At 74.7% G+C, this 25456-nt stretch carries 23 protein-coding genes and 1 pseudogene; 16 read left to right on the top strand and 8 right to left on the bottom strand.

Annotated elements, in window-relative coordinates; translation table 11 throughout:
* Positions 1-31: 31 nt before the first annotated feature.
* A complete protein-coding gene (gene pdxH, locus ZF1_RS02985) occupies positions 32-685 on the bottom strand; it encodes a pyridoxamine 5'-phosphate oxidase (protein ID WP_405419741.1) in 654 nt (217 codons plus the stop codon).
* Between the two features lie 200 nt (positions 686-885).
* Between pdxH and ZF1_RS02980 the strand changes: the two genes are divergently transcribed.
* Positions 886-2025, top strand: coding sequence for a citrate synthase 2 (locus ZF1_RS02980; protein WP_346102786.1), 1140 nt, complete (start codon positions 886-888; stop codon positions 2023-2025).
* Positions 2026-2153: 128 nt separating this feature from the next.
* Here the strand turns inward: ZF1_RS02980 and ZF1_RS02975 are convergent, their stop codons facing one another.
* Together ZF1_RS02975 and ZF1_RS02970 are read right to left on the bottom strand one after the other, a co-directional pair.
* On the bottom strand, positions 2154-2537 hold the full coding sequence (locus tag ZF1_RS02975) for a hypothetical protein (RefSeq protein ID WP_482636399.1): 384 nt from the start codon (positions 2535-2537) through the stop codon (positions 2154-2156).
* A gap of 88 nt (positions 2538-2625) precedes the next feature.
* On the bottom strand, positions 2626-3912 hold the full coding sequence (locus tag ZF1_RS02970) for an MFS transporter (protein ID WP_476653711.1): 1287 nt from the start codon (positions 3910-3912) through the stop codon (positions 2626-2628).
* Here ZF1_RS02970 and ZF1_RS02965 point away from each other — a divergent pair.
* From ZF1_RS02965 to sepH, 3 genes and pseudogenes are all read left to right on the top strand, one after another.
* Positions 3911-4906, top strand: a pseudogene (locus ZF1_RS02965) (GlxA family transcriptional regulator); the annotation flags it as partial. The gene ZF1_RS02970 and the pseudogene ZF1_RS02965 overlap by 2 nt on opposite strands.
* Positions 4907-5011: 105 nt before the next feature.
* The gene (serC, locus tag ZF1_RS02960; RefSeq protein WP_482638666.1) at positions 5012-6145 is read left to right on the top strand and encodes a phosphoserine transaminase; all 1134 of its coding nucleotides are present in this window, start codon (positions 5012-5014) and stop codon (positions 6143-6145) included.
* Between the two features lie 943 nt (positions 6146-7088).
* Positions 7089-8876 (top strand): septation protein SepH, encoded by a 1788-nt coding sequence (gene sepH, locus ZF1_RS02955; protein ID WP_482636398.1) that lies wholly within the window; start codon positions 7089-7091, stop codon positions 8874-8876.
* 87 nt (positions 8877-8963) lie between these two features.
* Here sepH and ZF1_RS02950 read toward each other — a convergent pair whose 3' ends face one another.
* Complete coding sequence (locus ZF1_RS02950) at positions 8964-9773, bottom strand: TrmH family RNA methyltransferase (RefSeq protein ID WP_482636397.1); 810 nt, start codon at positions 9771-9773, stop codon at positions 8964-8966.
* 168 nt (positions 9774-9941) lie between these two features.
* Between ZF1_RS02950 and ZF1_RS02945 the strand changes: the two genes are divergently transcribed.
* The 7 genes from ZF1_RS02945 to ZF1_RS02915 all read left to right on the top strand — a co-directional run bounded on the left by ZF1_RS02945 (position 9942) and on the right by ZF1_RS02915 (position 17682).
* On the top strand, positions 9942-11429 hold the full coding sequence (locus ZF1_RS02945) for a glutamate-cysteine ligase family protein (protein ID WP_178374682.1): 1488 nt from the start codon (positions 9942-9944) through the stop codon (positions 11427-11429).
* Positions 11430-11573: 144 nt separating this feature from the next.
* Positions 11574-12737 carry a hypothetical protein gene (locus ZF1_RS02940; protein ID WP_482636396.1) on the top strand — a complete coding sequence of 388 codons (1164 nt, stop codon included), beginning with the start codon at positions 11574-11576 and terminating at the stop codon, positions 12735-12737.
* The gene (locus ZF1_RS02935) at positions 12734-13249 is read left to right on the top strand and encodes a hypothetical protein (protein WP_357545761.1); all 516 of its coding nucleotides are present in this window, start codon (positions 12734-12736) and stop codon (positions 13247-13249) included. Before ZF1_RS02940 ends, ZF1_RS02935 begins: the two co-directional genes overlap by 4 nt.
* Before the next feature lie 3 nt (positions 13250-13252).
* A complete protein-coding gene (locus ZF1_RS02930; RefSeq protein WP_062399863.1) occupies positions 13253-14392 on the top strand; it encodes a VldE C-terminal domain-containing protein in 1140 nt (379 codons plus the stop codon).
* A 4-nt stretch (positions 14393-14396) separates the two neighbouring features.
* Positions 14397-14963 carry a hypothetical protein gene (locus ZF1_RS02925; protein ID WP_062399861.1) on the top strand — a complete coding sequence of 189 codons (567 nt, stop codon included), beginning with the start codon at positions 14397-14399 and terminating at the stop codon, positions 14961-14963.
* Positions 14964-14987: 24 nt separating this feature from the next.
* On the top strand, positions 14988-16583 hold the full coding sequence (locus ZF1_RS02920; protein WP_482636395.1) for a glycoside hydrolase family 16 protein: 1596 nt from the start codon (positions 14988-14990) through the stop codon (positions 16581-16583).
* A 184-nt stretch (positions 16584-16767) separates the two neighbouring features.
* On the top strand, positions 16768-17682 hold the full coding sequence (locus tag ZF1_RS02915; protein WP_482636394.1) for a glycoside hydrolase family 16 protein: 915 nt from the start codon (positions 16768-16770) through the stop codon (positions 17680-17682).
* A 161-nt stretch (positions 17683-17843) separates the two neighbouring features.
* On the opposite strand, the gene ZF1_RS02910 is transcribed toward ZF1_RS02915, so the two are convergent.
* On the bottom strand, positions 17844-19277 hold the full coding sequence (locus tag ZF1_RS02910; RefSeq protein WP_482636393.1) for an NCS2 family permease: 1434 nt from the start codon (positions 19275-19277) through the stop codon (positions 17844-17846).
* A 65-nt stretch (positions 19278-19342) separates the two neighbouring features.
* On the opposite strand from ZF1_RS02910, the gene ZF1_RS02905 reads away from it, so the two are divergent.
* Positions 19343-19651 (top strand): DUF2530 domain-containing protein, encoded by a 309-nt coding sequence (locus ZF1_RS02905; RefSeq protein WP_100879442.1) that lies wholly within the window; start codon positions 19343-19345, stop codon positions 19649-19651.
* Between the two features lie 17 nt (positions 19652-19668).
* On the top strand, positions 19669-20406 hold the full coding sequence (locus tag ZF1_RS02900) for an SDR family NAD(P)-dependent oxidoreductase (RefSeq protein WP_308817890.1): 738 nt from the start codon (positions 19669-19671) through the stop codon (positions 20404-20406).
* On the opposite strand, the gene ZF1_RS02895 is transcribed toward ZF1_RS02900, so the two are convergent.
* From ZF1_RS02895 to ZF1_RS02885, 3 genes are all read right to left on the bottom strand, one after another.
* Positions 20403-20582, bottom strand: coding sequence for a hypothetical protein (locus ZF1_RS02895; protein ID WP_073577880.1), 180 nt, complete (start codon positions 20580-20582; stop codon positions 20403-20405). The two genes, ZF1_RS02900 and ZF1_RS02895, sit on opposite strands and share 4 nt — an antisense overlap.
* A 16-nt stretch (positions 20583-20598) precedes the next feature.
* Positions 20599-21771 (bottom strand): L,D-transpeptidase, encoded by a 1173-nt coding sequence (locus ZF1_RS02890; RefSeq protein ID WP_482636392.1) that lies wholly within the window; start codon positions 21769-21771, stop codon positions 20599-20601.
* Positions 21772-21902: 131 nt separating this feature from the next.
* On the bottom strand, positions 21903-22919 hold the full coding sequence (locus tag ZF1_RS02885; RefSeq protein ID WP_482636391.1) for a UDP-N-acetylmuramate dehydrogenase: 1017 nt from the start codon (positions 22917-22919) through the stop codon (positions 21903-21905).
* Positions 22920-22975: 56 nt separating this feature from the next.
* On the opposite strand from ZF1_RS02885, the gene ZF1_RS02880 reads away from it, so the two are divergent.
* The 3 genes from ZF1_RS02880 (at position 22976) to ZF1_RS02870 (ending at position 25456) form a co-directional block, all read left to right on the top strand.
* Complete coding sequence (locus ZF1_RS02880) at positions 22976-23473, top strand: DUF2505 domain-containing protein (protein WP_062399848.1); 498 nt, start codon at positions 22976-22978, stop codon at positions 23471-23473.
* The gene (purU, locus tag ZF1_RS02875; RefSeq protein WP_482636390.1) at positions 23473-24345 is read left to right on the top strand and encodes a formyltetrahydrofolate deformylase; all 873 of its coding nucleotides are present in this window, start codon (positions 23473-23475) and stop codon (positions 24343-24345) included. Before ZF1_RS02880 ends, purU begins: the two co-directional genes overlap by 1 nt.
* Positions 24346-24538: 193 nt before the next feature.
* Positions 24539-25456 carry a DUF559 domain-containing protein gene (locus ZF1_RS02870; protein ID WP_482636389.1) on the top strand — a complete coding sequence of 306 codons (918 nt, stop codon included), beginning with the start codon at positions 24539-24541 and terminating at the stop codon, positions 25454-25456.

Genomic DNA, 25456 nt, shown 5'->3' with positions numbered 1-25456 from the left:
GACGCCCCGACGACGCGCCTCCGGGATCTCCCTAGGGGGCGAGCCGCCGCACGGACCAGGAGTCGTCGCGGCCGACCTCGAACCGCAGCCGGTCGTGCATCCGGTCGGCGCGGCCCTGCCAGAACTCGACCTGCCACGGCACGATCCGCCAGCCGCCCCAGTGCGGGGGCCGCGGGATCTCCTCCACGCCGTCGAAGCGGCGGGTGACCCCGGCGAGCGCCTGGTCGAGGACGGTGCGCCCCGCGACGATCGTCGACTGCGCCGACGCCCAGGCACCCAGCTGCGACCCGCGCGGGCGCAGCGCCCAGTAGGCGTCGGACTGGGCGTCCGAGCAGCGCTCCACCCGGCCGGAGAGCTGGACCTGCCGCTGGAGGTCGTACCAGGGGAAGGTCACCGAGGCGACGCGCGTGCGGTTCAGGTCGTGGCTCTTGGCCGAGGTGTAGTTGGTGTAGAAGACGATCCCGCCGGCGTCGAGGCCCTTGCACAGGACGGTGCGCGACGACGGCAGCCCGTCCGGGTCCGACGTCGCCAGCACCATCGCGTTCGGCTCGGTCAGCCCGGCCTCACGGGCCTGCTCCAGCCACGCGGTGAGCTGTTCGTGCCAGGTCGGAGCCAGATCGTCGACGTCGAGCGGGCGGCTCGAGTAGTCCGTCCGCATCCTCTCGAGGGCGGGCGCGTCGGTCATCGGTTCCCCTTCCGGACAGGTGCGTGCGTCTCGCACGGTAAGCGCGCCGGAGCCGCGTGTGCACCCGCCGATCGGAGTGGTCGCGACCGGTGTTCACGGACGGGAGTCCGGTTCGTGATCGACACCACCGGCCGGTCGCGTTGCCCCGCTGACCCGTTCGGAGCAGGGTGACGGCGACGATCCGAGCCGAAGGAGACCCGGTGACCGAGACGACCGCGTACGAGGTGCCCCCGCCGCCGCCCGGCTTCACGTCCGGGCTGGAGGGCCACGTCGCGTTCCGGACCGAGATCGCCGAGCCCGACAAGGACGGCGGGTCGCTGCGCTACCGCGGCGTCGACCTGGAGGACCTCGCCGGCACCGTGACCTTCGGCGACGTCTGGGCCCTGCTGGTCGACGGCCGGTTCGGCCAGAGCCTGCCGCCCGCCGAGCCGTTCCCGATCCCGGTGCACACCGGTGACGTCCGGGTCGACGTGCAGGCGGCGCTGGCCATGCTCGCCCCGTACTGGGGCTACCGCCCGCTGCTCGACATCGACGACACCGAGGCCCGCGACAACCTGGCCCGCGCCTCGGTGATGGCGCTGTCCTACGTCGCCCAGTCCGCCCGCGGCATCGGTGTGCCCGCGGTGCCGCAGTCGCGCATCGACGAGTGCTCCACCATCACCGAGCGCTTCATGACCCGCTGGCGTGGCGAGCCCGACCCGCGCCACGTCGCCGCCGTCGACGCCTACTGGGTGTCCGCCGCCGAGCACGGCATGAACGCCTCGACCTTCACCGCCCGGGTGATCGCCTCCACCGGCGCCGACGCCGCCGCGTCGCTGTCCGGCGCGATCGGCGCCATGTCCGGCCCGCTGCACGGCGGCGCCCCGGCCCGGGTGCTCCCGATGATCGACGAGGTGGAGCGCACCGGTGACGCGGGGGCGCTGGTGACGGGCCTGCTGGACCGCAAGGAGAAGCTCATGGGCTTCGGGCACCGGGTCTACCGGGCCGAGGACCCGCGGGCCCGCGTGCTGCGCCGCACCTGTCGGGAGCTGAACGCCCCGCGCTACGAGGTGGCCGCCGAGCTGGAGCGCACGGCGCTGGCGATCCTGCGCGAGCGGCGCCCGGACCGTCCGATCGAGACCAACGTCGAGTTCTGGGCGGCGGTGATCCTCGACTTCGCCGAGGTCCCGCCGCACATGATGCCCGCGATGTTCACCTCGGCCCGGACCGCGGGCTGGTCGGCGCACGTGATGGAGCAGAAGCGCGAGGGCAAGCTCGTGCGTCCGAGCGCGCAGTACATCGGCCCGGGCCCGCGCCGTCCGCAGGAGGTCGAGGGCTGGGACTCGGTCGTCGCCCGCTGACCGGGACCCGCGGCCCGTGCGACGTACGGGGCCCGCTCAGGAGCGGGGGCCGGTGATCCGCGCGACGGCCTCCCCGCCGTCGCGGCGGAGCCACCGGTCCTGGTGGAGCAGCCCGTACACGCCGTAGCTCAGGGCCGTACCGGGTACGACGACCGCAGCGTGGGCCGCTGCCCGAGCACCGCGAGGTGCAGGCCCGCCAGCAGCAGCACCGCGAACGGCGGAGTCACCAGGGCCCCCAGCAGTGCGACCAGCAGGCCGCTGCCCAGGGACCCCGCGAACACCTCCACCAGGTCGGGGGTCGGGGGCGGCGTGGGCTCGACGAGCGTCAGCAGGCCCTCGGCCCCGAGCACGACCATCATCAGCACGAGGGCCGGCACCAGCGTGAGGACGGGGCCGCGGCGCACATGGCGCCACGCCCCACCCACGATCTCTCCGGCGTCGAGCGGTCGTAGCGGCACGATGCCGGGCTGCGGCGGCCCAGGCTCCCCCGGGCCGGGGTGGTCCTCCGTCACGGTCGCCCCCTCTGCTCGCCCGGTTCGTGTCCTACCGGACATCGGGGACGCCCGGGCGGGATCTCCGGCGATCGTGAGCCGATGGTGATCAGCCGGTGGGCAGAGGCGCGGGGACCCGCCGGCGCCGGATCGCCAGCGACAGCCCGGCCGCGACGACGCAGAGGACGGCGCCGCCGTACCAGGCCGCGTCGTAGCTGCCCAGCGCGTCGCGGACCAGCCCCGCGACGAGTGCGGCGAACGCCGCCCCGATCTGGTGCGAGGCGAAGATCCAGCCGAACACCACCGCCGAGCGGGCGCCGAACGCCTCGCGGGCCAGCGCCATCGTCGGTGGGACTGTCGCGACCCAGTCCAGGCCGTAGAACACGACGAACGCGAGCATGCTCGCGTTCAGATCGGTCCCGAACAGCGGCGGGAGCAGGAACAGCGACAGCCCGCGCAGCGCGTAGTAGGCGCCCAGCAGGAGCCGCGGGTCGACGCGGTCGGTCAGCCAGCCGGAGAAGATCGTTCCGAGCAGGTCGAAGATGCCGACCAGGGCGAGCAGGGAGGCCGCCGTCGTCGCGGGCATGCCGTGGTCGTGCGCGGCCGGGACGAAGTGGGACTGGACCAGCCCGGCCGTCGTCGCGCCGCAGATGAAGAACCCGCCGACGAGCAGCCAGAACGTGCCGGTGCGCGAGGCGTCGGCCAGGGCCCGCAGCGCCAGCCGCGCGGCACCCGCGCGCTGCGGCGGGACGACGTCGGCCTCGGTGCCGCCGTAGGGCAGGACCCCGGCGTCGGCGGGGCGGTCCTTCAGGAACAGCAGCACGACCGGCACCACGGCCAGGGCCGCGCCCGCGGTGATCAGCGCCGCGGGCCGCCACCCGCCCGACTCGACGACGGCCGCGACGAGCGGCAGGAACACCAGCTGCCCGGTGGCGGTGGCGGCGGTGAGGACGCCGGAGACGAGGCCGCGACGGGCGACGAACCAGCGGTTCACCACGGTCGCGACCAGCGCCATCGCCATCGACCCGGTACCCAGCCCGACGACGACGCCCCACAGCAGCACCAGCTGCCAGACCGCCGTCATGAACACGGTCGTGCCCGCGCCGACCGCCACCATGACCAGCGCGGTCGCGACCACGCGGCGCACGCCGAAGCGCTCCATCAGCGCCGCCGCGAACGGCGCGGTCACCCCGAACAGGGCGAGGTTCACCGCGAGCGCGAAGGAGATGGACCCGATGCCCCAGCCGAACTCGGCGTGCAGCGGCTCCACCAGCACGCCCGGCGTGGAGCGGAACCCGGCCGCGCCGAGCAGGGCGAGGAACGTCGCCCCGGCCGCCCACCAGGCCGGGTGCACCCGGCGCCGCTGCGTGTCCGCCGTCGCGGGCGCTGTCGTCATGGCTCCATCGTGCGGTGGCGCTGCGATGCGCAACAGTGGCCGCTCGGACGACATGCGCAAGAATTCGGCCATGCACCGGGTCGGAGTGCTCGCCGTCGACGGGGTGATCGCCTTCGAGCTGGGCATCCCCGAGCGGATCCTCGGCACCACGACCACGGCGGACGGCACCCCCCTCTACGACGTGCGGGTCGCCACCGTCGACGGCGGCCCGGTCCGCACCAGTGCCGGGTACCGGGTGCTGCCCGAACACGGGATCGAGGCGCTGGAGCGCGCGGACACCCTGGTCGTGCCGGCCGTGCGCGGCCCGAACACCGGCGACCCGGGCCCGGCCGTCCTCGGCCTGGTGCGCCGGGCCGTGGACCGCGGCGCGCGGGTGGTCGCGATCTGCACCGGCGCGTTCACCCTCGCCGCCGCCGGGGTGCTCGACGGCCGCCGCGCCACCACCCACTGGGCGCACGTGGACGACTTCCGCGCGCTGTACCCGCACGTCGAGCTCGACCCCGACGTGCTGTTCGTCGACGACGGCGACGTCCTCACCTCGGCGGGCGTCGCCGCGGGCATCGACCTCTGCCTGCACCTGGTGCGCCGCGACCACGGCGCCGGGACCGCCGCGGCGACGGCCCGGCGCAACGTCGTCGCGCCGTGGCGGGAGGGCGGGCAGGCGCAGTTCGTGGAGTCCCACGTCCCCGACCCCGGCGGCGGCCCCGACACCCGCGCCGTGCGCGAGTGGGCGTTGCAGCACCTCGACCGGCCGCTCGCCGTCGAGGAGCTGGCGGAACGGGCGTCCATGAGCGTGCGGACCTTCACCCGCCGCTTCCGCGCCGAGACCGGCACCAGCCCGGGGCGCTGGCTGTCCGCGCGCCGCCTCGACCTCGTGCGACGCCTGCTGGAGACCACCGACCTCCCCGTCGAGCAGGTCGCGGCCCGCTCCGGCTTCGGCACCACCGCCGCGCTGCGCGAGCGGCTGCACGCCGACATCGGGATGGCCCCGCTCGCCTACCGGCGCTCGCACCGCGCCCCCGCCGTCACCCGACGACGCCGGCGGGTGGCGCGCAGCACTCGTCGCACGGCACGCCGGTCCGGCTGCGACACTGGTGGAGTGACCTCCCCTGCCGATCTGAAGATCCCCGGCGATCTCCTTCCGCAGGACGGCCGCTTCGGATGCGGTCCGTCCAAGGTGCGCCCCGAGCAGCTGTCCGCCCTCGCCGCGACCGGTGACTCCCTGATGGGCACCTCGCACCGGCAGAAGCCGGTGAAGGAGCTCGTCGGACGGGTGCGGTCCGGGCTGGCCGAGCTGTTCTCATTGCCGGACGGCTACGAGGTCGTCCTCGGCAACGGCGGCTCCACCGCCTTCTGGGACGCAGCCGCGTTCGGCCTGGTCCGTCAGCGCTCGCTGCACCTGACCTACGGCGAGTTCTCCCAGAAGTTCGCCGACACCACCACCGGCGCGCCGTTCCTGGCCGACCCGGTGATCGTCAAGGCCGACCCGGGCAACGCGCCGGAGCCGGTGAGCGACCCGTCGGTCGACGTCATCGCGTGGGCGCACAACGAGACCTCGACCGGCGTCGCGGTGCCCGTCAACCGGCCCGCGGGCACCACCGACGACCAGCTCGTGCTGATCGACGCCACCTCGGGCGCCGGCGGGCTGCCGGTCGACATCACCCAGTCCGACGTCTACTACTTCGCCCCGCAGAAGGGCTTCGCCTCCGACGGCGGCCTGTTCCTCGCGATCATGAGCCCGAAGGCCCTGGAGCGGGTCGCCGAGCTGGCCGCGTCGGACCGCTGGATCCCGCCGTTCCTGTCGCTGGCCACCGCCGTCGACAACTCCGGCAAGGACCAGACCTACAACACGCCGTCGCTGGCGACCCTGTTCCTGCTCGAGGACCAGGTCCGCTGGATGAACGCGCTGGGCGGGCTCGACGGCTGCGTCGCACGCACCCGCGACTCCTCCGACCGGCTCTACACCTGGGCCGACAAGAGCAGCTTCGCGACGCCGTTCGTCACCGACCCGGCGCACCGCAGCCTGGTGGTCGGCACGATCGACTTGGACGACGCCGTCGACGCCGCCGCGGTGGCGAAGGCGCTGCGCGCGAACGGGATCGTGGACACCGAGCCGTACCGGAAGCTGGGCCGCAACCAGCTGCGGATCGGGATGTTCCCGGCCGTGGAGCCGTCGGACGTCTCGGCGCTGACCGCGTGCATCGACTGGGTCGTGGAGCGGCTGGGTTCCTGACCGTGCCCTGGGAGGGCATCCCTCCCGGGTGGACGAGGACCGTCCACCGAGGTGGGTCGACCGGCTGCGGTCGGCCCACCCGGCGGCGGCCCTCGTCGTGGCGGTGGTGTCCGCCGGCACCCCGACCGTCGTCACCGGGGCGCCGCTCCCCGGCCGCCCGCGGCCGCTCTCCTGCTCGTCGCCGTCGCGCGCTCGGAGTCCGCGCGCTCCCGGCCTGCGGGCGATGTCGTCCCGCGACGCCGCCGACGCCGTGCCGGTGTCGCGAACCCGGCCTCGGGCGGATCCGGCCGGGGTCGGGGCGGGCGGGGATCGCCCACGCCGGCGGCGAACGACCGCGCCGCCCGGGGCGACGCGCGGCGGACAGCGGGCGCCGGCGTGCGCGTCGGCCGGTGATCCACATGGCGCGCGCAGTTCCGTCGTGTGCGCGCGTCCGGACGCGCGCGGGCCGCGGATCACCGCGCGGACCGCGGATCGCCGCGCGGACCGCGGATCGCCGCGCGGACCGTGGATCACCGCGCGGGCGGGGGATCGCCGGGCGGGTCCGGTCACCGCGGCAGGAGCGCGCCGGCAGGTGCCTCGCGTCCACCTGCCACGACGGCCCCGCTGCCGTCCCCGTCCTGATGCCGCGCCGGGGGATACGTCCCGGCCGTCCTGTTACGGATCGGGGCGGCTCCGGCACCGCACACGCCGGGTTGCGTCGCGGCGCGGCGTCGTTGCGTGATCGATAGCAACTCGTTGTAGTCACACGCGTATCAATCGCCCCAATTACCTCGTGAGCCACGAACTGTGCGACGCTGCGCACGGTGAGTGAGAACGGCTCGGCGGTCCCCCGGGCGAGTAGGTGTTGTCGACCAGGCAGAACTCGCCCGGCGCGCCTCACCCGGCACGGACCCCTCGCCCTCTACCGTCACCCGGACGGGGACGACAGCAGGAGGTCAGGTCGATGCGCGCGTTGCGGGTCGTGGGGGTGACCGGGGACGGCTCGGTCGTCCTCGAGGACCCGGGGCGTCGCGAGCGCTACACGGTGCCGGCCGACGAGCAGCTGCGGGCCGCGGCACGGGGTGACGTGACCCGGCTCGGCCAGATCGCGATCGAGTTGGAGAGCCAGTTGCGCCCACGGGAGATCCAGGCCCGAATCCGGGGTGGCGCGTCGGTCGACGAGGTCGCAGCCGCGGCCGGCGTCCCGACCCAGAAGATCGAACGCTTCGCCTATCCCGTCCTGCTGGAACGGTCGCGGACCGCCGAGCTGGCCCAGGGCGCCCACCCGCAGCGCGCCGACGGACCCGACTCGCGCACGCTCGGTGAGACCGTCGCGCACACCTTCGGCCTGCGCGGACAGGACTACGGCGGAGCCGGCTGGGACTCCTGGAAGGGCGAGGACGGCAAGTGGGTCGTCGTCCTGACGTGGCAGACCGGCCGCTCGGACAACGCCGCGCACTGGGCGTTCCAGCCCGGCGCGCACGGCGGCACCGTCGTTGCGCTGGACGAGCACGCCTCCGACCTCGTGGAGGGTCTGCCCGCACGCCCGCTGCGTCCGCTCGGCGCGGTGGTCGACATGGCCCGCGACGAGGACCACACCCCCCAGGCCCCGACGACCGCCGCTCCGGCGCGCGCCGTCGCGGCCGCCGGTGGGCAGCAGCCCGAGGCCTGGGCCGGACGCGGGATCGCGCCCGAGCAGCGCCGGGCGAGCCCCCCGCCGCCCCGGACCCGCGTCGAGACGCCCGGTCGCACCGCGGGCGCCCGCCCGGACGACACCCGGGCCCCGGCCGCCGCGGCGCCCGTGGTCCCCCGGCGCGCCGAGCAGGTCGAGGACGCCGGGTCCTCCGCTGCGGCCGGCACCTCGCAGGCCGACTCCGCGACCACCGACGGCACGGTTGCCTCGAACGCGGACGCTCCCGGCACCGACACGACCGCGGCGGCCGGCACGGGTACGGGCACGACCGGCGCGGACCCGAACGGCTCCGCCTCGACCGGTACCTCTCCGGACGACGCCTCCTCGAACCGCATCTCCTCGAACGTCTCCGCCCCGGCCGCCGCGGCACCGGTCGGCGCGGGCCCGACCGGCCGGGAGTCGACGGCCTCGGACACCACCGACGCGGACCCGGGCGCCCCGGTGCCGGCAGGCACCGGCTCCGCCGCCCCCCACGGGACCGGCACGGACGCGGCCGCCACGGACGCGGTGGCCCCGGACGCAGGCGACACGACCGCGTCCGGTGCGGAGACGTCCGCCACGGACTCCGGGTCCGCGGGCGACGCGGCGGGCCCGGCCGCGTCGTCGGCGACGACCTCGCCGGAAGCGGCCACGGCCACCCCCGCGTCGGACGCCGCACCGACCACGACGAACCCGGGCTCGGCCACGGCGGCCCCGGCGCAGGACACCGGGACCGCCGCGTCGACCACCGTGGCACCGACCACCCCGGCGTCCGCGGGCACCGCCGCGGGCTCCACGAGCACCTCGGCCGAGAACGGCGAGGCCTCCCCGGCCGCGTCGGGCGACGCCCCCGACGAGGGCACCGACGCACCCACCGGGACCGCCGCGGCCGCCACCGGGGCACCGGGCACGTCGTCGTCGAACGGCTCGGACCCGGAGACGGACCCCTCTCCGGCACAGGACACCGAGAGCGCGGCCCCGCGCCGCCCGTCCACCGCCGGGTCGCGGCGGACGAAGAAGGGCAAGCCGGTCATGCCGTCGTGGGACGAGGTCCTGCTCGGCGTCCGCGGCCAGCGCTGACACGTTACCGCAGGGGTTCCGTCCTCCCGCACCGGATCCGGTCCCGTGTGGGAGCACGGGTCCGGTGTGGGACCGCACCGCCCGCGGTCAGCCCCCGCCGGTGACGGCGTGGAAGGCGACGGCGGCGGCCGTTGCGACGTTGAGCGAGTCCACGCCGCTCGCCATCGGGATCCGGACCCGGCGGTCGGCGGCGGCCAGTGCCTCGTCGGTGAGACCGGGACCCTCCGCACCCAGCAGCAGGGCGACCTTCCGGCCGCACAGGCCCGCCGAGGCGAGGGGCTCGGCGTCGGCGGAGGGAGTGAGGGCGGCGACGGTGAACCCCGCCTCCCGCAGCCGGTCCACCGAGGCGGGCCACGCGCCGTCGAGGGTCGTGAACGGGACCCTGAGCACGTGCCCCATCGAGACGCGGACGCTGCGCCGGTACAGCGGGTCCGAGCAGCCGGGGCCGAGCAGGATCGCGTCGACGCCGAGGGCGGCGGCGTTGCGGAACAACGACCCCAGGTTCTCGTGGTCCCCCACCCCCTCGCAGACGGCCAGCGTGCGGGCGCGGGCCAGGACGTCGTCGAGGGACGGCGCGGGAGCCCGGTCGGCGACGGCGAGCACCCCCCGGTTCAGGTGGAACCCGACCGCCCGGGCCATGGTGTCGGCGTCGGTCGCGTAGACCGGGACGTCTACGCCGGCGAGATCGTCGGAGAGCTCGTCGAGGCGACGCGGGACCCCCAGCAGGGAGCGCACCGGATACGGCGAGTCGAGCAGCCGGCGCACGACGACGACACCCTCCGCGATCACCAGCCCACGCCCACCGGGCCGATCGGGGCGCCGATCGGCGGTCGTGAGGTCGCGGTAGTCGTCGATTCGGGGGTCGTCGGAGTGCTCGACCGTGGTGAGTATGGCCACGACGCCCGATCGTCCCACGTCACGGACCGTTCACCGCGCCTGGTCGCCCGGTCAGCCGGTACCGCCCGGTCCGGCGATATGACACGGTGTAGTGCCGCCTCCTCCGACAACGGTCCTCCGCCGTGTGAGTGAGAAGGCGCTCCCCGTTCGATGGAGGTCGGTTCGCGCATGGGTCAGGTGGTCGACCGGACGACGTTCAGCCGGCGCGACCGCCAGCGGTACCGGATCAAGGTGCAGCGCTGTCTGGACACTCTCGGTGACCTGCTCAGCAGCTACCCGTTCTCCGACACGGAGCCGATGACCGGCGTCGAGATCGAGTTCAACCTGGTGGATACGGAGCTGGCGCCGTCGCTCAACGGGAGCGACGTGCTGGACACGATCAACTCGGGCGAGTGGCAGACCGAGCTCGGCCGCTGGAACCTCGAGCTGAACCTGCCGCCCCGGCCGCTGCCCGGCGACCAGTGGCGCCAGCTGGAGCACGAGCTGCTCGACCTGCTCGCGGGCGCCGGGGCGAAGGCCGGTGACCTGCGCACCCAGCTCGTCATGATCGGGATCCTGCCGACGCTGGACCCGGCACACATGACCGCCGAGGCGATCTCCCCCGAGGACCGCTACGAGGCGCTCAACGACCAGATGCTCAACGCCCGGGGCGAGCCGATCCGGATCGACATCGCCGGCTGCTCGCCGGAGGAGCGGGTCAACGCCGACTTCGACACGATCATTCCCGAGGCGGCCTGCACGTCGATGCAGCTGCACCTGCAGGTGTCCCCCGCCAACTTCGGGCGCTACTGGAACGCCGCGCAGTGCCTGGCCGGTGTCCAGCTGGGGCTCGGGTCGAACTCGCCGTTCCTGCTCGGGTCACAGCTGTGGTCGGAGACCCGGATCCCGCTGTTCGAGCAGTCCTGCGACGTCCGGACCCCCGAGTTCCACAACCAGGGGGTACGTCCGCGGGTCTGGTTCGGTGAGCGCTGGATCGACTCGGTACTGGACCTGTTCTCCGAGAACGCCCGCTACTTCCCCGCGCTGATGCCACTGACGTCCGATGTGGACCCGGCGACGCAGATGCGCGACAAGGGCTTCCCGGACCTGCCCGAGCTGACCCTGCACAACGGCACGATCTGGCGCTGGAACCGGCCGATCTACGACAGTACGGGCGACACCCCGCACGTCCGGCTCGAGAACCGGGTGCTCCCCGCGGGACCGACGACCGTCGACATGGTCGCCAACGCGCTGTTCTTCTACGGCCTGCTGCGCACCCTGGTCGAGGCCGACCAGCAGCTGTGGCGGTCGGTGTCGTTCGAGGCGGCGCGGGAGAACTTCCAGACGGCGGCCAAGCACGGCATGCACGCTCCCCTGTACTGGCCCGGCACCGGCTGGGTGCTCCCCGACGAGCTCGCCCTGCGCAAGCTGCTCCCCCTGGCCCACGAGGGTCTCGCCCGCTGGGGCGTCTCCGGCGCGGTCTGCGACCGGTACCTGACGGTGCTGGAGCGGCGCTGCGTCACGCGTCAGACCGGGTCGTCGTGGCAGATCGACACCGTCGCCGCGCTGGAGGCGCGGGGCGCGGACCGGATGACCGCGCTGCGCGGCATGCTCGAGCGCTACCTGGCGCACTCGACCGCGAACCAGCCCGTCCACACCTGGGAGATCCCCGGCTGATCGGCTTCGCCATCGCGAAGCATTCTCCGCGACCGGGCCCGCTCACCGCCCGCACGTTCCTACCGTCCCCCTCCGCACACCCGCCCCGGGTGCGCGTACGGGACGGAGGGACATGTCCAGCCAGCACCACCCCGACCGGCGTCGATGACCCGGGCGACGACGATGTCCCCGTTCCGGCTGTTCAGCCGCACCGCCCGCGACGGGCGCCCCCTCGACGACGGCCCCGACCCCTGGCTCGACGACCCGGCGCCCGACCCGGCTCCGCGGCCCGCCGCGCCTCGGGCCCGGGAGGCCGCCCCGGCTCCGTCGACCCGTGGGACGTCCGCGGCTCCGGTGGCGGAGGGCCCCGCGACCGCGGCGGCGCGGCCGGCGGTCTGGACGCCGCGGCGGCCGCCACAGGAACCGGTCGCGGAGCCGGAGCCGGTCACCGATCCCTTCGGCTTCCCGCCGGTGCCGCCGGCCGGGCCGCCCACTGCCGTCGCCCCGGTCCCCGCCACCGCCCCCGTCTCCGACGAGGTCGCCGCGGCCTGGGCGGCGTGGGCGCCTGCCGCGACGCCGCGGGCCGACGGCACACAGGTCAGCGCGGATCCCGGGGTGCCGCCCTCCGCGTCGGACAGCGCGACCGCTGCATCCGGTCCAGCAGCCGCCGACCCGGACTCGCCCGGCCCGGCGGCGCCGTCCGGACGGGCGACGCCCGCTGTGCCCTCCGGCCCGGCGTCCTCGGGATCCGCGCCCACCACGCAGGCGCTGTCCGGCCCGGCACCGGCCGATCACGGTCTTGCCCCCCGCTCGGCCGCAGCGCCGGTCGGGACCCCGTCGCCGCTCGTCGACCCCGCCGAGGCGTCCGCGCTGGCCGGGGCCTTCGCCGCGGACCTGCTGTCCTGGGACGAGGACGACGTCGCCCGCCGCGGCCGCGTCCTCGCCGCCTACCTGCCCACGACCGCGGCCGACGGGCTGCTCGGCTGGACCGGGACCGGACGCCAGCGGGCCGACCTCGTGCTGCCGGGCCGCGTCAGCACCGACGGCGACCGCGCCGTCGTCGACGTCCGGGTGCGGGTCGTGCCCTACCGCCGCGTCGACGCCCGCGGGGCGGCCGCGCCGGAACCCGAACCCGACGACCCGATCGGGGCACCCGCCGGTGCCCCGGCCCCGGCCGCGCGCGGCTGGCGCGGGCTGGCCGCGCGATGGGTCCGGCTGGAGGTGGGCGTGGTCCTCACCGGCGACGGGCTCGTCGTCGACGCGGGGCCCGAGGCGGAGCCGGCCCGGCGCCCGTCGCCGGTCGACCTCGCCCGGGGCGGTGCGCGGTGAGCGGGCGGATCCCGGTCGTCGGGGGTCTGGCCGGCGGGGTCGGGACGACGACCGTCGCCCGGGCCCTGCACGGCCGTGACCTGGGGCGGGTGTGCGGGCCGGACCTGCTGCCCGACGTCGTCGTCACCCGGGACACCGTGGCCGGGCTGGCCGCCGCCGCCCTCGTCGCCCCGGCACCCGGGCCGGGCGCGCCGGTCCTGGTCCTGCACCCCGGCACCGCCGACCCCGACGGCATCGACGCCGACGCCGCAGGTCCCGGCTGGGCGGCCGTCGTCGCGCTGCCCGCGGTGCCGGGTTGGGCCCGCTCGGCCGACCCGTGGTCGGACGCGGCCGGGGTGCTCACCCGTCCCGGGCCCTCGGCCGCGGTCCGCCGCTACGCCGACGCGATCGGCCGGATCGTCACCGCGCTGACGACGTCCGGCCGGCTCGACCGGCCGCTCACCCCGGCCGGCGTCGGTGGGCTGCGACCCCTGCGCGGGGTGCTGGCGGTCCCGACCGGGCCGGTCCGGTGAGCCGTGCGAGCGCTGCTGATCGTGCCGGTCGTCGTCGCACTCCTGCTGGGGGCGGCGGGGCAGGTCCTGGCCGCACCGGCCGCGGAACCGGTCACCTCGGGCGTCGACGCGGCTCACGTGCCGGAGGCGGCGCGGCCGTACCTCGACCTGGTCACGGACCTGACCTCGCAGGGCTGCCCGGAGCTGCCACCGGCCTGGGTGGTCGCCCAGGTGCAGGCGGAGTCGGGATGGGATCCGGAGCTGCGCACCGGCACCGCCGCCGGGCTGCTGCAGGTCTCGGAACGGACCTGGGTCGCGGCCGGCGGCGCGCCCTGGCCGGACGCGGCGCTCACCGAGCCGGAGGGGCACCTGCGCGTCGTCGTGCCGTGGCTCTGCTCGACGCTGCGCGCCGCCGCCGGGTACCTGGCGACGACCCCGAAGGACGTGCCGGTGCTCGACGCGATGCTGGTCTGCCACATCGCGGGCTGCAGCCGGGTCACCGGCTCGGCGTCGGGGGTCCCGGCGGGCGGGGAGGCGGGCTGCTCGCAGGCGTGCGCGTCGGCGATCCGGCGCTACCTCGACGCGGTGCACGGCTTCGTCGCGGACTACTCCGGTACGACGGCCGTCGACGACCGCGAGTCGTCCCCGCCACCGCCGCAGAAGGCCGCCCCGGCGAAGGCACCGGCCGCGAAGGACGCCGCGTCGGCACCGGCACCCGCCTGGACCGGCGGCGCGACGGGCTGCCACGAACCCGATCCGGTGCGCTCCGACGGCTGCCTGACCGGCGCGACGAAGCACGGACTCGATGCGGTCCGGGCGGTCTTCGGCCCGACCATCGAGACGGTCGGCTGCTGGGACGAGCACCTGCAGAACCCGCGGTCGGACCATCCGAAGGGCAGGGCCTGCGACGTGTTCACCGGGAAGGCGGGGGCGTTCGCGAAGGGCGCCGACCTCGACGAGGGCTGGGCGATCGCGCGCTGGCTGGAACGCAACGCGGCCCCGCTGAAGGTCGAGTACCTGATCTGGCAGGGCCGCTACTGGGACCCCTCGGTGCGCGCCGACGGCTCCGGCTGGGGCCGCCGCTACACCGGCGGCGGGGTCTACGACACCGCCGACGCGACCGGCGGCCACTACGACCACATCCACATCAGCTTCGCGGAGTGACCCCGTGCGACGTTCCCTGCCGCTGCTCGTGCTCGCCGCGGTCCTCGCGGTTCCCCTGGCCCTGCTGGTGCCCGCGCTGCTGCCCGGACCGCCGTCGCAGGCCGTGCTGACCTCGGCCGACCGGGACGCCCTCGGTGATCCCGGCCCCGTCCGCGGACCGGAGCCCCCCGTGCCGGCGACGCGGCCGTCGTCGCCCGGGGCGGTGGCACGCGCCTACCTCGTCGCCGCGCACGGCACCGGTGCCGGCGCGGCCGCGGGCACCACCCTCGACGGCACCCCGTACGCACTGCCCGGCAGCCCGGCCGCGGCCGGGGCGCCCGTCCTCGACCCGCCGCCGCCCGGCGCGGGGCGGACCGTCGAGGTCGAGGACCTCGACGAGGGCGCCACCGACTGGGCCCGTGGGCGCACCGCGCTCGTCGCGACCGTCCGCACGACGACGGCCGGCCCCGGCGCGGCCCCCGAGGTCCGGCGCTGGCGTACCCGCGTGGTCGTGGCGCTCGACGCGGCGGGCCACTGGCTGGTCACCGCCGACACACCCATCACCACCGACACCCCCGACGTGGACGACTGACGTGACCGAACCTTGGAGTGGGCGATGACCGCCGACGAGCTCGAGCAGCTGCTCAAGTCCCTGCTGGCCAAGGGGGTCACGGTCGTCCTGCTGGCGCTGGGCCCCGCCGGGGAGCTGGTGGGGGTGGAACCCGGGGGGTCCGCGACGCCGTCGGTGAGCTCCGGGCAGGACGCCGCCGGTGCGCCGCGTCCGGACCTGGAGCTGGGGGCCGACGGCGAGGTGTGCGTCGGGTCGGGCGGGTCCTCCGGATCCGGGTCGGGATCCGGAGGGTCCGGGTCGGGCGCCGACTCCGGGTCGGGTTCCGGGTCGGGTTCCGACAGCTCGGGCGGCGGGGACGGCCGCGACGGGGCCGGGTCCGACGGGGCCTCCGCCGGGTCCGGCGGCGACTCCTCCGGGTCGAAGGACGGCCGCGACGGTGGGGGCGGCGGCTCCGACGGGTCGGGCGACTCGGACGGCAGTCGCCGAGCCGGCGGGTCGGGTGACTCCGGGAGCAAGAGCGGCTCGGACGACAGCAGCACCGGGAACAGCGGTTCCGAGGACACCGGGTCCGGCGGCAGCGACTCCGGGGGCTCCGGTTCGGACGACAGCAGCCGCGGCGACAGCGACTCGGGAAGCGGCAGTACCCCGTCGGGCAGCGGCTCGTCCGGAAACGGCTCGGGCGGCAGCGGCTCGGGCAGAAGCGGCACCGCCTCCGGCGCCCCCGACGAGTCCGGCGCCACCGCCTACGGCACCAGCGACGACGCCGCCGCGGGCCTCCTCACCGGTGGCACCGGCGGCCGGACCGCCCCGGCCCCCTGCCCCACCGGCTCGGGTGGCGCGGCCGATCCCGCGCCCGCCACCGGGAGCACCCCGGAGGCGGGCGGTACGACCACCGGCGGCGGCGCGACGGTGGCCGAGGGCACCACCGCGGCGGCGAAGCTGGGCTGGGGCCGGCCGGTCCGCGCCGACGAGTTCGACAACGGCACCGACGGCTGGAGCATCTACGACGGCGCCGGGCACGCGGGCAACGGCCGTCGCACCCCGGAGGCGGCCGCGGTGGCCGACGGCGTCCTGACGATCACCGGCGACAGCCGGGGCAACACCGCGGGCATGGCGTGGAAGGAGGGCTCCCAGCAGTACGGACGCTGGGAGGGGCGGGTGCGCGCGCCGGTCGGGGACCCGTCGTACAACGCCCTGCTGCTGCTCTGGCCCACCGCGGAGAACTGGCCCGAGGGCGGCGAGCTCGACTTCATGGAGATGATGGACCCCGAGCGGCAGAAGACCAATGCGTTCTTCCACTACGGCGCGGACAACTCCCAGGTCGAGGGCTCGGTCGAGATCGACGCGACGCAGTGGCACAACTGGGCCCTGGAGTGGACGCCGGACCGGATCACCGCCTACGTCGACGGCGAGAAGTGGTTCGAGACCACCGAACAGAAGGTGCAGCCGCCGGGGCCGATGCACCTGTGCATCCAGCTCGACTGGTTCCCCAAGGGCGGGTCGGGGAAGGAGACGCAGATGCAGGTCGACTGGGTCCGCCAGTACACCCTCGACAGCGGCGCAGCCGGCGGAGCGAACGGCGGAGCAGCGGACGGCGGCGGCGTCACCGGCAGCGGGGGGACCACGGGCTCGACCGGCTGAGCCCGACCATGATCACCGGTTGTGGAGTACGGAGGTACGCGAAGCGCACCCTGCGCTCCACAACCGTCGATCATGGAGCCCCCGACCGGCCCCGCCGCGGGAGGTGGCCCGGACTTCTCAGCTCACCCACAGCCGTCCCCTCCTAGGCTGCCGCCGACCCGCCGTCGACGACAAGGAGGGGGTCGTGCCGGAACAGACGGAGCAGGGGCCCGAGCACGACCCCGAGGCACCGTCGCGACGCCGCTGGCCCGCCGTCGTCGGCATCGTGGCGGGTCTGGCCGTGCTGGCCGGTGTCGTCACCGTCGCCACCGACCCGTCGCTGCTCACCGGCTCCTCGACCCCGACACCCGCACCGTCGGCCCCGGCGACGCCGCCGGGCGGGATGCACGACCAGGAACGCCCGACCGAGGTCGGCGAGCTCGACCCCGCGTCGCGCTCGGACACCGAGGCGGCGGTGCGCAACCGCTGGCGTCTCACCGACCACGACGAGTTCGACGGCGCCACGCTCGACCGCACGCGCTGGAGCCCGTACACCGGGGAGACCACCGGCGGCAACGGTCGGCACCTCGCGGAGAACATCTCCGTGCGCAACGGTGAGCTCGTCCTGACCAGCCGGGGGCGCACGTCCGCCGGTCTGGCCTGGCGCGGCGGCCAGCAGTACGGCCGCTGGGAGATCCGGGCGAAGACCAACCCCGCCGTCGGCTACGGCGACGTGGCACTGCTCTGGCCGGACGACGAGGACTGGCCCGAGGGCGGCGAGCTCAACTTCATGGAGATCCCGAAGCCGCAGCGCGACGAGACGCACACGATCGTCCACTACGGCGAGGACAACAGCCAGGTCGGCAAGACCGTCCGCGGCGACTTCACGCAGTGGCACACCTACGCCGTCGAGTGGCTGCCCGACCGGGTCGTGTTCTACATCGACGGCGCCGAGGTCTTCCGCACCACCGATCCGGAGCAGATCCCGCCGCGGTCGATGCACCTGGCGATGCAGCAGGACATCGGTCCCTACGGCGACGACTGGATCCCCGCTCCGGACGCGACCACGCCGGACTCGCTCGACTTCCAGGTCGACTGGGTCCGCATCTACGCGCCCTGACCCGCTCGGCGGCGGGTCGGGTGTGACTGGGGAAAGAAGGAGGCCCCGGACCCTGTGGGGTCCGGGGCCTTCTCCTGTCCCGAACTGACGCGCCGCTCCCACCACGAAGCGACGAGATTGAGGTTAGCCTAACCTTCGTCGCAGACGCAAGGGGTGGATTCTCAGCCGAGCAGCTCCCGCAACGGTCCCACGCCGAAGTACCCCACGAACAGCACCGCCACGACCCACATCAACGGGTGGACCTGCCGCGCGCGACCGGTGGCCGCGGCGAGCGCGACGTAGCTGATGAAACCGGCGCCGATGCCGTTCGCGATCGAGTAGGTGAACGGCATGACCGTGATCGTCAGGAACACCGGGATCGCGGTGCGCAGGTCGTCGAGCGAGACCGAGGTGATCTGGCGGAACATCAGCGCGCCGACGACCACCAGCGCCGGGGCGGCGGCCTCCACCGGGACGATCGCGTACAGCGGCGTGAAGAACATCGCCAGCAGGAACAGGACACCGGTCAGCACGTTGGCCAGACCGGTCCGTGCGCCCTCGGCGATGCCGGCCGCGGACTCCACGAAGATCGTGTTCGACGACGCCGACCCCACACCACCGGCGACCGCGCCCGCGCCCTCGACGACCAGCGCCTTCCCGACGTCCGGGAGCTTGTCGTCGGAGTCGGTCAGGCCCGCCTGGCGGCCGAGACCGGTGAGCGTGCCCATCGCGTCGAAGAAGTTCGCCAGCACCAGGGTGAAGATCAGCAGGACGACGGTGATGATGTCGAGCCGGGTGAACGCCCCGAGCGAGACCTGCCCGACCAGCGACAGGTCCGGCAGCCCGACGATCCGGTCCGGGATGGCGGGCACGGCCAGCGACCAGCCGCCGGGGTTGGTCGGACCGCCCGGGCCGACCCGGACGATCGCCTCGACGACGATCGCGATGATCGTGTTCACCACGACGCCGATGAGGATGCCCGCACGGACACCGCGGGCGACGAGCACCCCGACGATGATCAGTCCGACGACGAAGACGAACGTCGGCCAGGAGGCGATGGAGCCGCCGGTGCCCAGCCCGACCGGGACCGTGGTGTTGGCCGCGTCGGGCAGCCGGCGCACGAAGCCGGAGTCGACCAGGCCGATCAGCGCGATGAACGCGCCGATGCCGACCGCGATCGCCGTCTTGAGCTCGGTGGGGACGGCGTTGAACACCGCCGTCCGGAAGCCGGTCAGGGCGAGGACCACGATGATGACGCCGTTGACGACGACCAGGCCCATCGCCTCGGGCCAGGTCATCAGCGGCGCGATGGTCACCGCCAGCAGGGTGTTGATCCCCAGGCCGGTGGCGATCGCGAACGGGTAGTTCGCGACGACGCCGAAGATGATGGTCATCACGCCCGCGACCAGGGCTGTCACCGCGGCGACCTGCGCGACCGGGAGGATCCCGCCCAGCGCGTCGGCCTTGGCCGACGGGTCGCCCGGCGTGACGCTGCCGAGGATCAGCGGGTTCAGGACGATGATGTAGGCCATCGCCATGAACGTGACGAGACCCCCGCGCAGCTCGCGGGAGACGGTGGAGCCGCGCTCGGACACGCGGAACAGGCGCTCGATCACGGCGACACCCTAGACGCGGTGCAACGCTGCGGGTTCCGTACGTGCACCGTTTAGGCTACGGCCCCGTGACGGCCCACGACAGCGAGCGCGCGAGCGACCCCCCGCCCCCGCCGCCGTTGCCGGCGCGCTTCTACGAGTCCCCGCCGGTGATCCTCGGCGGGATGCTGCTGTGGGCGGTCGGTGCGGGCGTCGCCGCCGCGTTCGTGATGGTCACCGGATCCGGGTTCGATCCCGCGAGCGGCGCCGGCGCCTGGTTCTGGACCTGCATCGCCGGGGTCGGGGTGGGCCTGTTCGGCGCCGCGGTGTTCTCGGCGCAGCGGGCCGCGGCCCGGCGCGGGGACCGGTCGGCGCAGCGCGGCGTCGAGCCGAGGTAGGTCATAGGCTCGGCGGCATGACCGCGAACGACCGTCCGACCGCCGTCGTCACCGGGGCCTCCTCCGGGATCGGCGCCGCCACCGCCCGTGCGCTCGGCGCCGCCGGCTTCCACGTCGTGCTGGGGGCCCGCCGGGTGGAGCGCTGCGAGGAGATCGCGAAGGAGATCGACGGCACGGCGCTGCCCCTCGACGTCACCGACCGGGAGTCCGTCCGCGCGTTCGCCGACGCCGTGCCCGAGGCGAAGCTGCTGATCAACAACGCCGGCGGCGCGAAGGGGCTGGAGCCCGTCGCCGATGCCGACGAGGACGACTGGCGCTGGATGTGGGAGACCAACGTCGCCGGCACGCTGCGTCTGACGCAGGCGTTCCTGCCGAAGCTGCGGGCGTCGGGCGACGGGCACATCGTCACGGTGACCTCGATCGCCGCGCTGGACTTCTACGACAACGGCGCCGGCTACACCGGTGCCAAGCACGCCCAGGCGATGCTGCACCGCACCCTGCGCGGGGAGCTGCTCGGCGAGCCGATCCGGATCACCGAGATCTGCCCCGGCATGGTGGAGACCGAGTTCTCCGAGGTGCGGCTGGGCGACGCCGAGAAGGCGGCGAAGGTCTACGAGGGCCTGACCCCGCTGACCGCCGACGACGTCGCCGACACGATCGTCTTCGCCGCGACCCGGCCGTCGCACGTCAACCTGGACCAGATCGTGCTCAAGCCGCGCGACCAGGCGTCGGGCACGCGGCGGCACCGGCGCTAGAGGGTCTCCTCCGACCGGCGGTTCTGGTCGGCGTCGTCACCGGGGCTCTCGCTCCGGGCGGCGCCGGCGATCCGTTCCTCGGACTCGCGCAGGATCTGTTCGGCACCGGGTTCGGTGCCCTCCTCCTCCGGGAGCGGGGTGGCACGGCTGGCGGCGCGGTCGTCGGGAACGCTCATGGCGGGCGGGTACCCGCTAGGACAGCGCCGACAACCCCTTCCACTTCTCCCAGGACAGCGTCCAGTCCCACAGGTCGCCGTCGCGGGCGGAGAGCTGCACGGGGGTGCCGGTGACCTCGACCGGGTCGCCGTAGAGCACGGTGTCGTAGTACGCCTTGGCGTTCTCGATCGACAGGTTCACGCAGCCGTGGGTGACGTTCGCGGCCCCCTGCGCGGCGGCCGACACCGGGTTGGCGTGGATGAACTCGCCGTTGTTGCTCATCCGGACGGCCCACTTCTCGACGACGTCGTAGCCGTACTGCTGCGAGACCATCCGCTTGTCGGTGAACTTCTCGGTGACGACGTGGATGCCCGAGCGCGTGTTGCGGTTCGGGTCGTCGGCCAGGCCGTAGGACGCCGGGTAGTCCGCGATCTGCTTGCCGTCGCGGATCACGATCATCCGGAACGATCGGGCGTCGGCCTTGACGATCTGGGCGCGGCCGATCGCGAACGACGTGGTCAGGTCCTCGGCGCCGTAGCTGCCGCCGCCGTAGTCGACGCCCTTGAGCGGCGCGTCCACGGTGACCTTCGTGCCCGACGGCCAGTACTCCTTCGGCCGCCAGTGCACGCGCGAGCCGCCGTTCTCGTCGGGCAGCCAGCCCCACGCGCCCTCGACCTCCGTCGAGGTCGTGACCTTCAGGACCTTCTCGATCACGGCGCGGTCCTCGACGTGCCGGTCGAACTGGATCTCGATCGGCGCGGCGATGCCGACGGTGCGGTCGTCGCCGATGTTCAGGGTGCCGCGCACGGTGTGGGCGGGTTCCAGCGTCGCGACGGTGCCCTGCACGGGGGTCGCCGTGCCGTCCGGGGCGACGGCGCGCCCGTGCCAGGTGTAGGTGGTCGCGAAATCCAGATCACCGCTGCTGGTCCAGGTGGTGCGGTCCGGGGACAGCGCGCCGTCGACGGCGTCGCCGGCCGGGCCGGTCAGCGACACCCCGTCCAGCGTGCCGCCCGCCGCGCGGACCGAGACCGGCTGTGCCGGGTTCGCCGACGACGCCGAGGCGGCCGGCTGGTAGCTCACCTGTGGTCCGGCCGGGGCCGGAGCGGCCTGCAGCACCGCCGGGTCCTGCGGTGAGGCCGCCAGCGCCACCGCCCCGACGACGCCCAGCGCGCCGATCAGCGCCACCACGACGATCAGAACCCGTCGCAACCGTTCCCCCGCGTACTCGATCTCCTGCGTTGTGCACCGACGGTACGCCGGGACCGGTACGCGTGATCAGCAGGAGGACGGTGCTCCCCCGTGCGGCGCAACGCGAACCGGACGCTCGGACACAGAGGGTGTCAGACGGCGCAGTTCACCAGCACCGGCTCGGGATGCAGGGTGACGCCGAACCGCTCGGCGACGCCGCCCTGCACCTCACGGGCCAGGGCCAGCAGGTCGGCCGTCGTCCCCCCGCCGCGGTGGGTGAGGGCCAGGACGTGCCGCGTCGACAGCGACACCCGGCCGCCGGGGCCGGCGTGCCCGCGGCCGAACCCGGCGTTCTGGATCAGCCCGGCGGCGCTGAGCTTGACCCGGCCCTCTCCCGCGGGCCACGCGGCCAGGCCGTCGACCTGCGGCGCCCGGTCCGTGGGCAGGATCGGGTTGGTGAAGAACGAGCCGGCCGACCAGGTGTCGTGGTCCTCGGCGTCGAGGACCATGCCCTTGCCACGGCGCAGCCCGAGGACCGCCTCGCGGACCGCGGCCGGGGCGGTCCGCGTCTCCGGGTCGACGCCGAGGGTGCGGGCGAGCTCGCCGTAGCGGATCGGGGCGGAGCGGCCGTCGGCGTGCAGCGCGAAGCGCACCCGCAGGACGATCGCGTCGTCGCTGCCCTTGAGGACGCTGGTGCGGTAGGCGAGCCCCAGGTCGGAGGCGGGCACGTGCTCGCGGACGGTGCCGGTGCGCCGGTCGTAGAGGTCGACGTCGACGAGCAGGTCGGCGACCTCGACGCCGTAGGCGCCCACGTTCTGCACGGGGGTCGCGCCGGTCCGCCCGGGGATCCCGGACAGGCACTCCAGCCCGCCGAGCCCGTCGGCGACGGTCGCGGCGACGACGTCGTCCCAGTCCTCACCGGCCTCGACGGTCAGCAGCACCCGGTCGCCGTCGCGCTCGTGGTCGATCCCGCGCCCCGCCAGCAGCACGGCGGTGCCGTCGAACCCGGCGTCGGCGACGACGAGGTTCGACCCGCCGCCCACCAGCAGCACCCGTTCCCCGGCCCGGTCGGCCGCGGCGACGGCGTCGACCACCTCGGCCGCGCCCTCGGCGCGCACGATGCGGGAGGCCGGCCCGCCGAGGCGCAGTGTGGTGTGCGCACTGAGCATCGGATCGACCGTTGTCGGAGCGGGGGAACTCACGACCGCAACGGTAGCCTTCGCCCATGCCGCGCTCGATCGACTACCGCGCAACGTCCGCGCATCCGGCCTCGAAGGTCTACGCGGCGATGGTCGACCGCGATCTCCTGGAGGAGCAGCTGCGTCACATCGGCGGCCCCGGTGCCGGGGTGACCGCGTACGAGACCACCGCCGACGGCGTCCGCTACACGCTGCGGCACGGGATCCCGGGCGAGCACCTGCCGTCGATCGTGTCGTCGTTCGTGCCCGGCGGGGACCTGCAGATCGACCGCAGCGAGCAGTGGCGGGCCGGCGACTCGGGCGTCTACGACGGCACCGGCTCCGTGAAGGTCATCGGCACCCCCGCCACCGCACGGTCGGTGATGCGGATCGCCGACGTCGACGGCGGCAGCGAGGTCCGGATCCGGGCCGAGGTCACGGTCAAGGTCCCGCTGGTGGGTGCGAAGATCGAGCAGGCGGTCGCCGGGCAGATCGAGCAGCTGCTCGCCGCCGAGACCCAGTTCACCCTCTCCCGGATCTCCTGATGTCCCACTACGTGATCACCCTGTCCTGCCCGGACCGCACCGGCATCGTTGCGCGGATCAGCACGTTCCTCGCCGAGCTCGGCGCCTCGATCACCGAGGCGGCGTACCACGCCGACGTCGAGGCCGGTGTGTTCTGCACCCGCCAGGTCGTCGACGCCGCGTCGGTCCCCTTCGGCGTCGACGAGCTCCGCGCCCGGTTCGCCCCGGTCGCCGCCGAGCTGGGCGGTGAGCACCGCATCTCCGACACCGGCGTCCGCAAGCGCGCCGTGCTGCTGGTGACCCGCGACCAGCACTGCCTGCACGACATCCTCGGCCGGGTGTGGGCGGGCGAGCTGCCGGTGGAGATCACCCGCGTGATCGGCAACCACACGTCGCTGGAGCCGGTCGTCGTCGCGCACGGGGTGCCGTTCCACCACGTACCCTTCCCCGCGCCCGGCGACCCGGCCCGCGAGCAGGGCAAGGTCACCGCGTTCGAGGAGATCCGCAAACTCGTCGACGACGACTCCCCCGACGCGATCGTCCTCGCCCGCTTCATGCAGGTCCTGCCCGCGCACCTGTGCGAGGCCTGGGCCGGGCGGGCGATCAACATCCACCACAGCTTCCTGCCGTCCTTCGCCGGGGCGCGGCCCTACCACCAGGCGCACCGGCGCGGGGTCAAGCTGATCGGCGCGACCTGCCACTACGCGACCGCCGACCTCGACGCCGGCCCGATCATCGAGCAGGACGTCGCCCGCGTCGACCACGGGGACACCGCGACCGACATGGTGCGACGGGGACGCGACATCGAACGCCTGGTGCTGGCCCGGGGGCTGCGGTGGCACCTGGAGGACCGGGTGCTGATCCAGGGCAACCGGACGGTCGTCTTCCGCTGAGCCGGCAGCCCTGCCGCCCGGCCCGGCCCTGCCGGGTCGCGCGCAGCAAAGTGTCGTCGAGATGCAGCTCAGCGGGAATTGTGGATCTCCGTGGCCCGCTGAGCTGCATCTCGGCGTACGTCCTCGTTCGCGATGGCGATGGCGTCCGGCCGATCCGGTCCGTCGGCCGGGGCAGCCGGCGCACGATCAGCGCGTGACGATCCCCGGATGGCCCGAGGTGTTCCGCGGGACCGCGGCCGTCGCGGCGGGTCTCGTCACGCCCGACCTTCTACGAGGGCCCCGTTACCGCCGGCTGCTCCCGGACACCTACGCGCCGGCCGACCTGCGCCCCGACCTGCGGCTCCGCTCGCTCGCGGCGCACCGCTGGGCCGGATCGGACGCCGTGCTCAGCGGATACTCGGCCGCCGAGCTGCTCGGCGCGTCGTGCGCACCGTGGGCCGCACCGGCCGAGGTGACCGTCGGTGCGGCGCACCCCGGAGCCCGCTCCCGTGACGGTGTGCTCGTCCGCCGCGACGTCCTGCACCCCGACGAGGTGACCGAGGTCCGCGGCGTCCGGGTCACCACGCGTGTCCGCACCGCGTTCGACCTCGCGCGGCGTCTGTCCCCGACCGAGGGTGTCGTCGCCGTCGACGCACTGTCCCGCGGGTCGTTCGCCCCGGACGTGCTGCTGGACCTCGCGGTCCGGCACGCCCACGCCCGGGGTGTCCGACGGGTGGTCGACGCGACGGCGTGGGCCGACCCGCGCGCCGGCTCCCCGCCCGAGACCCGGCTCCGGCTGGTCCTCGTCCGGGGTGGCCTCCCGCGGCCGGTGCCCCAGCACCCGGTCCTCGACGACGCCCGGCGCACGGCGCTGTGGCTGGACCTGGCCTACCCGGACCACCACCTCGGCGTCGAGTACGACGGCGGCGGCCACTTCGCGACGCCCGAGGCGGCCCGCGCCGACGCCGGGCGGCACACCCGACTCGTCGCGGCGGGGTGGCGGGTGCTGCGCTACACCGCACCGGACATGCATCGACGGCCCGACGAGATCGTCGCCGAGGTGGGCCGGGCCCTCGACCGCACTCGCCGAGATGCAGCTCAGCGGGTCATGGAGATCGACAAATCCCGCTGA

Source organism: Pseudonocardia sp. ZF1 (assembly GCF_056835605.1).
The sequence above is the reverse complement of the archived record's forward strand: the minus strand, read 5'-3'. Positions and strand labels throughout refer to the sequence as shown.

Excerpts from the sequence above, each read along its gene's own strand:
- pdxH (WP_405419741.1), bottom strand. The coding sequence starts at position 685 with ATGACCGACGCGCCCGCCCTCGAGAGGATGCGGACGGACTACTCGAGC.
- ZF1_RS02970 (WP_476653711.1), bottom strand. The coding sequence starts at position 3,912 with ATGACGACAGCGCCCGCGACGGCGGACACGCAGCGGCGCCGGGTGCAC.
- sepH (WP_482636398.1), top strand. The coding sequence starts at position 7,089 with ATGCGCGCGTTGCGGGTCGTGGGGGTGACCGGGGACGGCTCGGTCGTC.
- ZF1_RS02945 (WP_178374682.1), top strand. The coding sequence starts at position 9,942 with ATGGGTCAGGTGGTCGACCGGACGACGTTCAGCCGGCGCGACCGCCAG.
- ZF1_RS02940 (WP_482636396.1), top strand. The coding sequence starts at position 11,574 with ATGACCCGGGCGACGACGATGTCCCCGTTCCGGCTGTTCAGCCGCACC.
- ZF1_RS02920 (WP_482636395.1), top strand. The coding sequence starts at position 14,988 with ATGACCGCCGACGAGCTCGAGCAGCTGCTCAAGTCCCTGCTGGCCAAG.
- ZF1_RS02900 (WP_308817890.1), top strand. The coding sequence starts at position 19,669 with ATGACCGCGAACGACCGTCCGACCGCCGTCGTCACCGGGGCCTCCTCC.
- ZF1_RS02895 (WP_073577880.1), bottom strand. The coding sequence starts at position 20,582 with ATGAGCGTTCCCGACGACCGCGCCGCCAGCCGTGCCACCCCGCTCCCG.
- ZF1_RS02885 (WP_482636391.1), bottom strand. The coding sequence starts at position 22,919 with ATGCTCAGTGCGCACACCACACTGCGCCTCGGCGGGCCGGCCTCCCGC.
- ZF1_RS02880 (WP_062399848.1), top strand. The coding sequence starts at position 22,976 with ATGCCGCGCTCGATCGACTACCGCGCAACGTCCGCGCATCCGGCCTCG.
- purU (WP_482636390.1), top strand. The coding sequence starts at position 23,473 with ATGTCCCACTACGTGATCACCCTGTCCTGCCCGGACCGCACCGGCATC.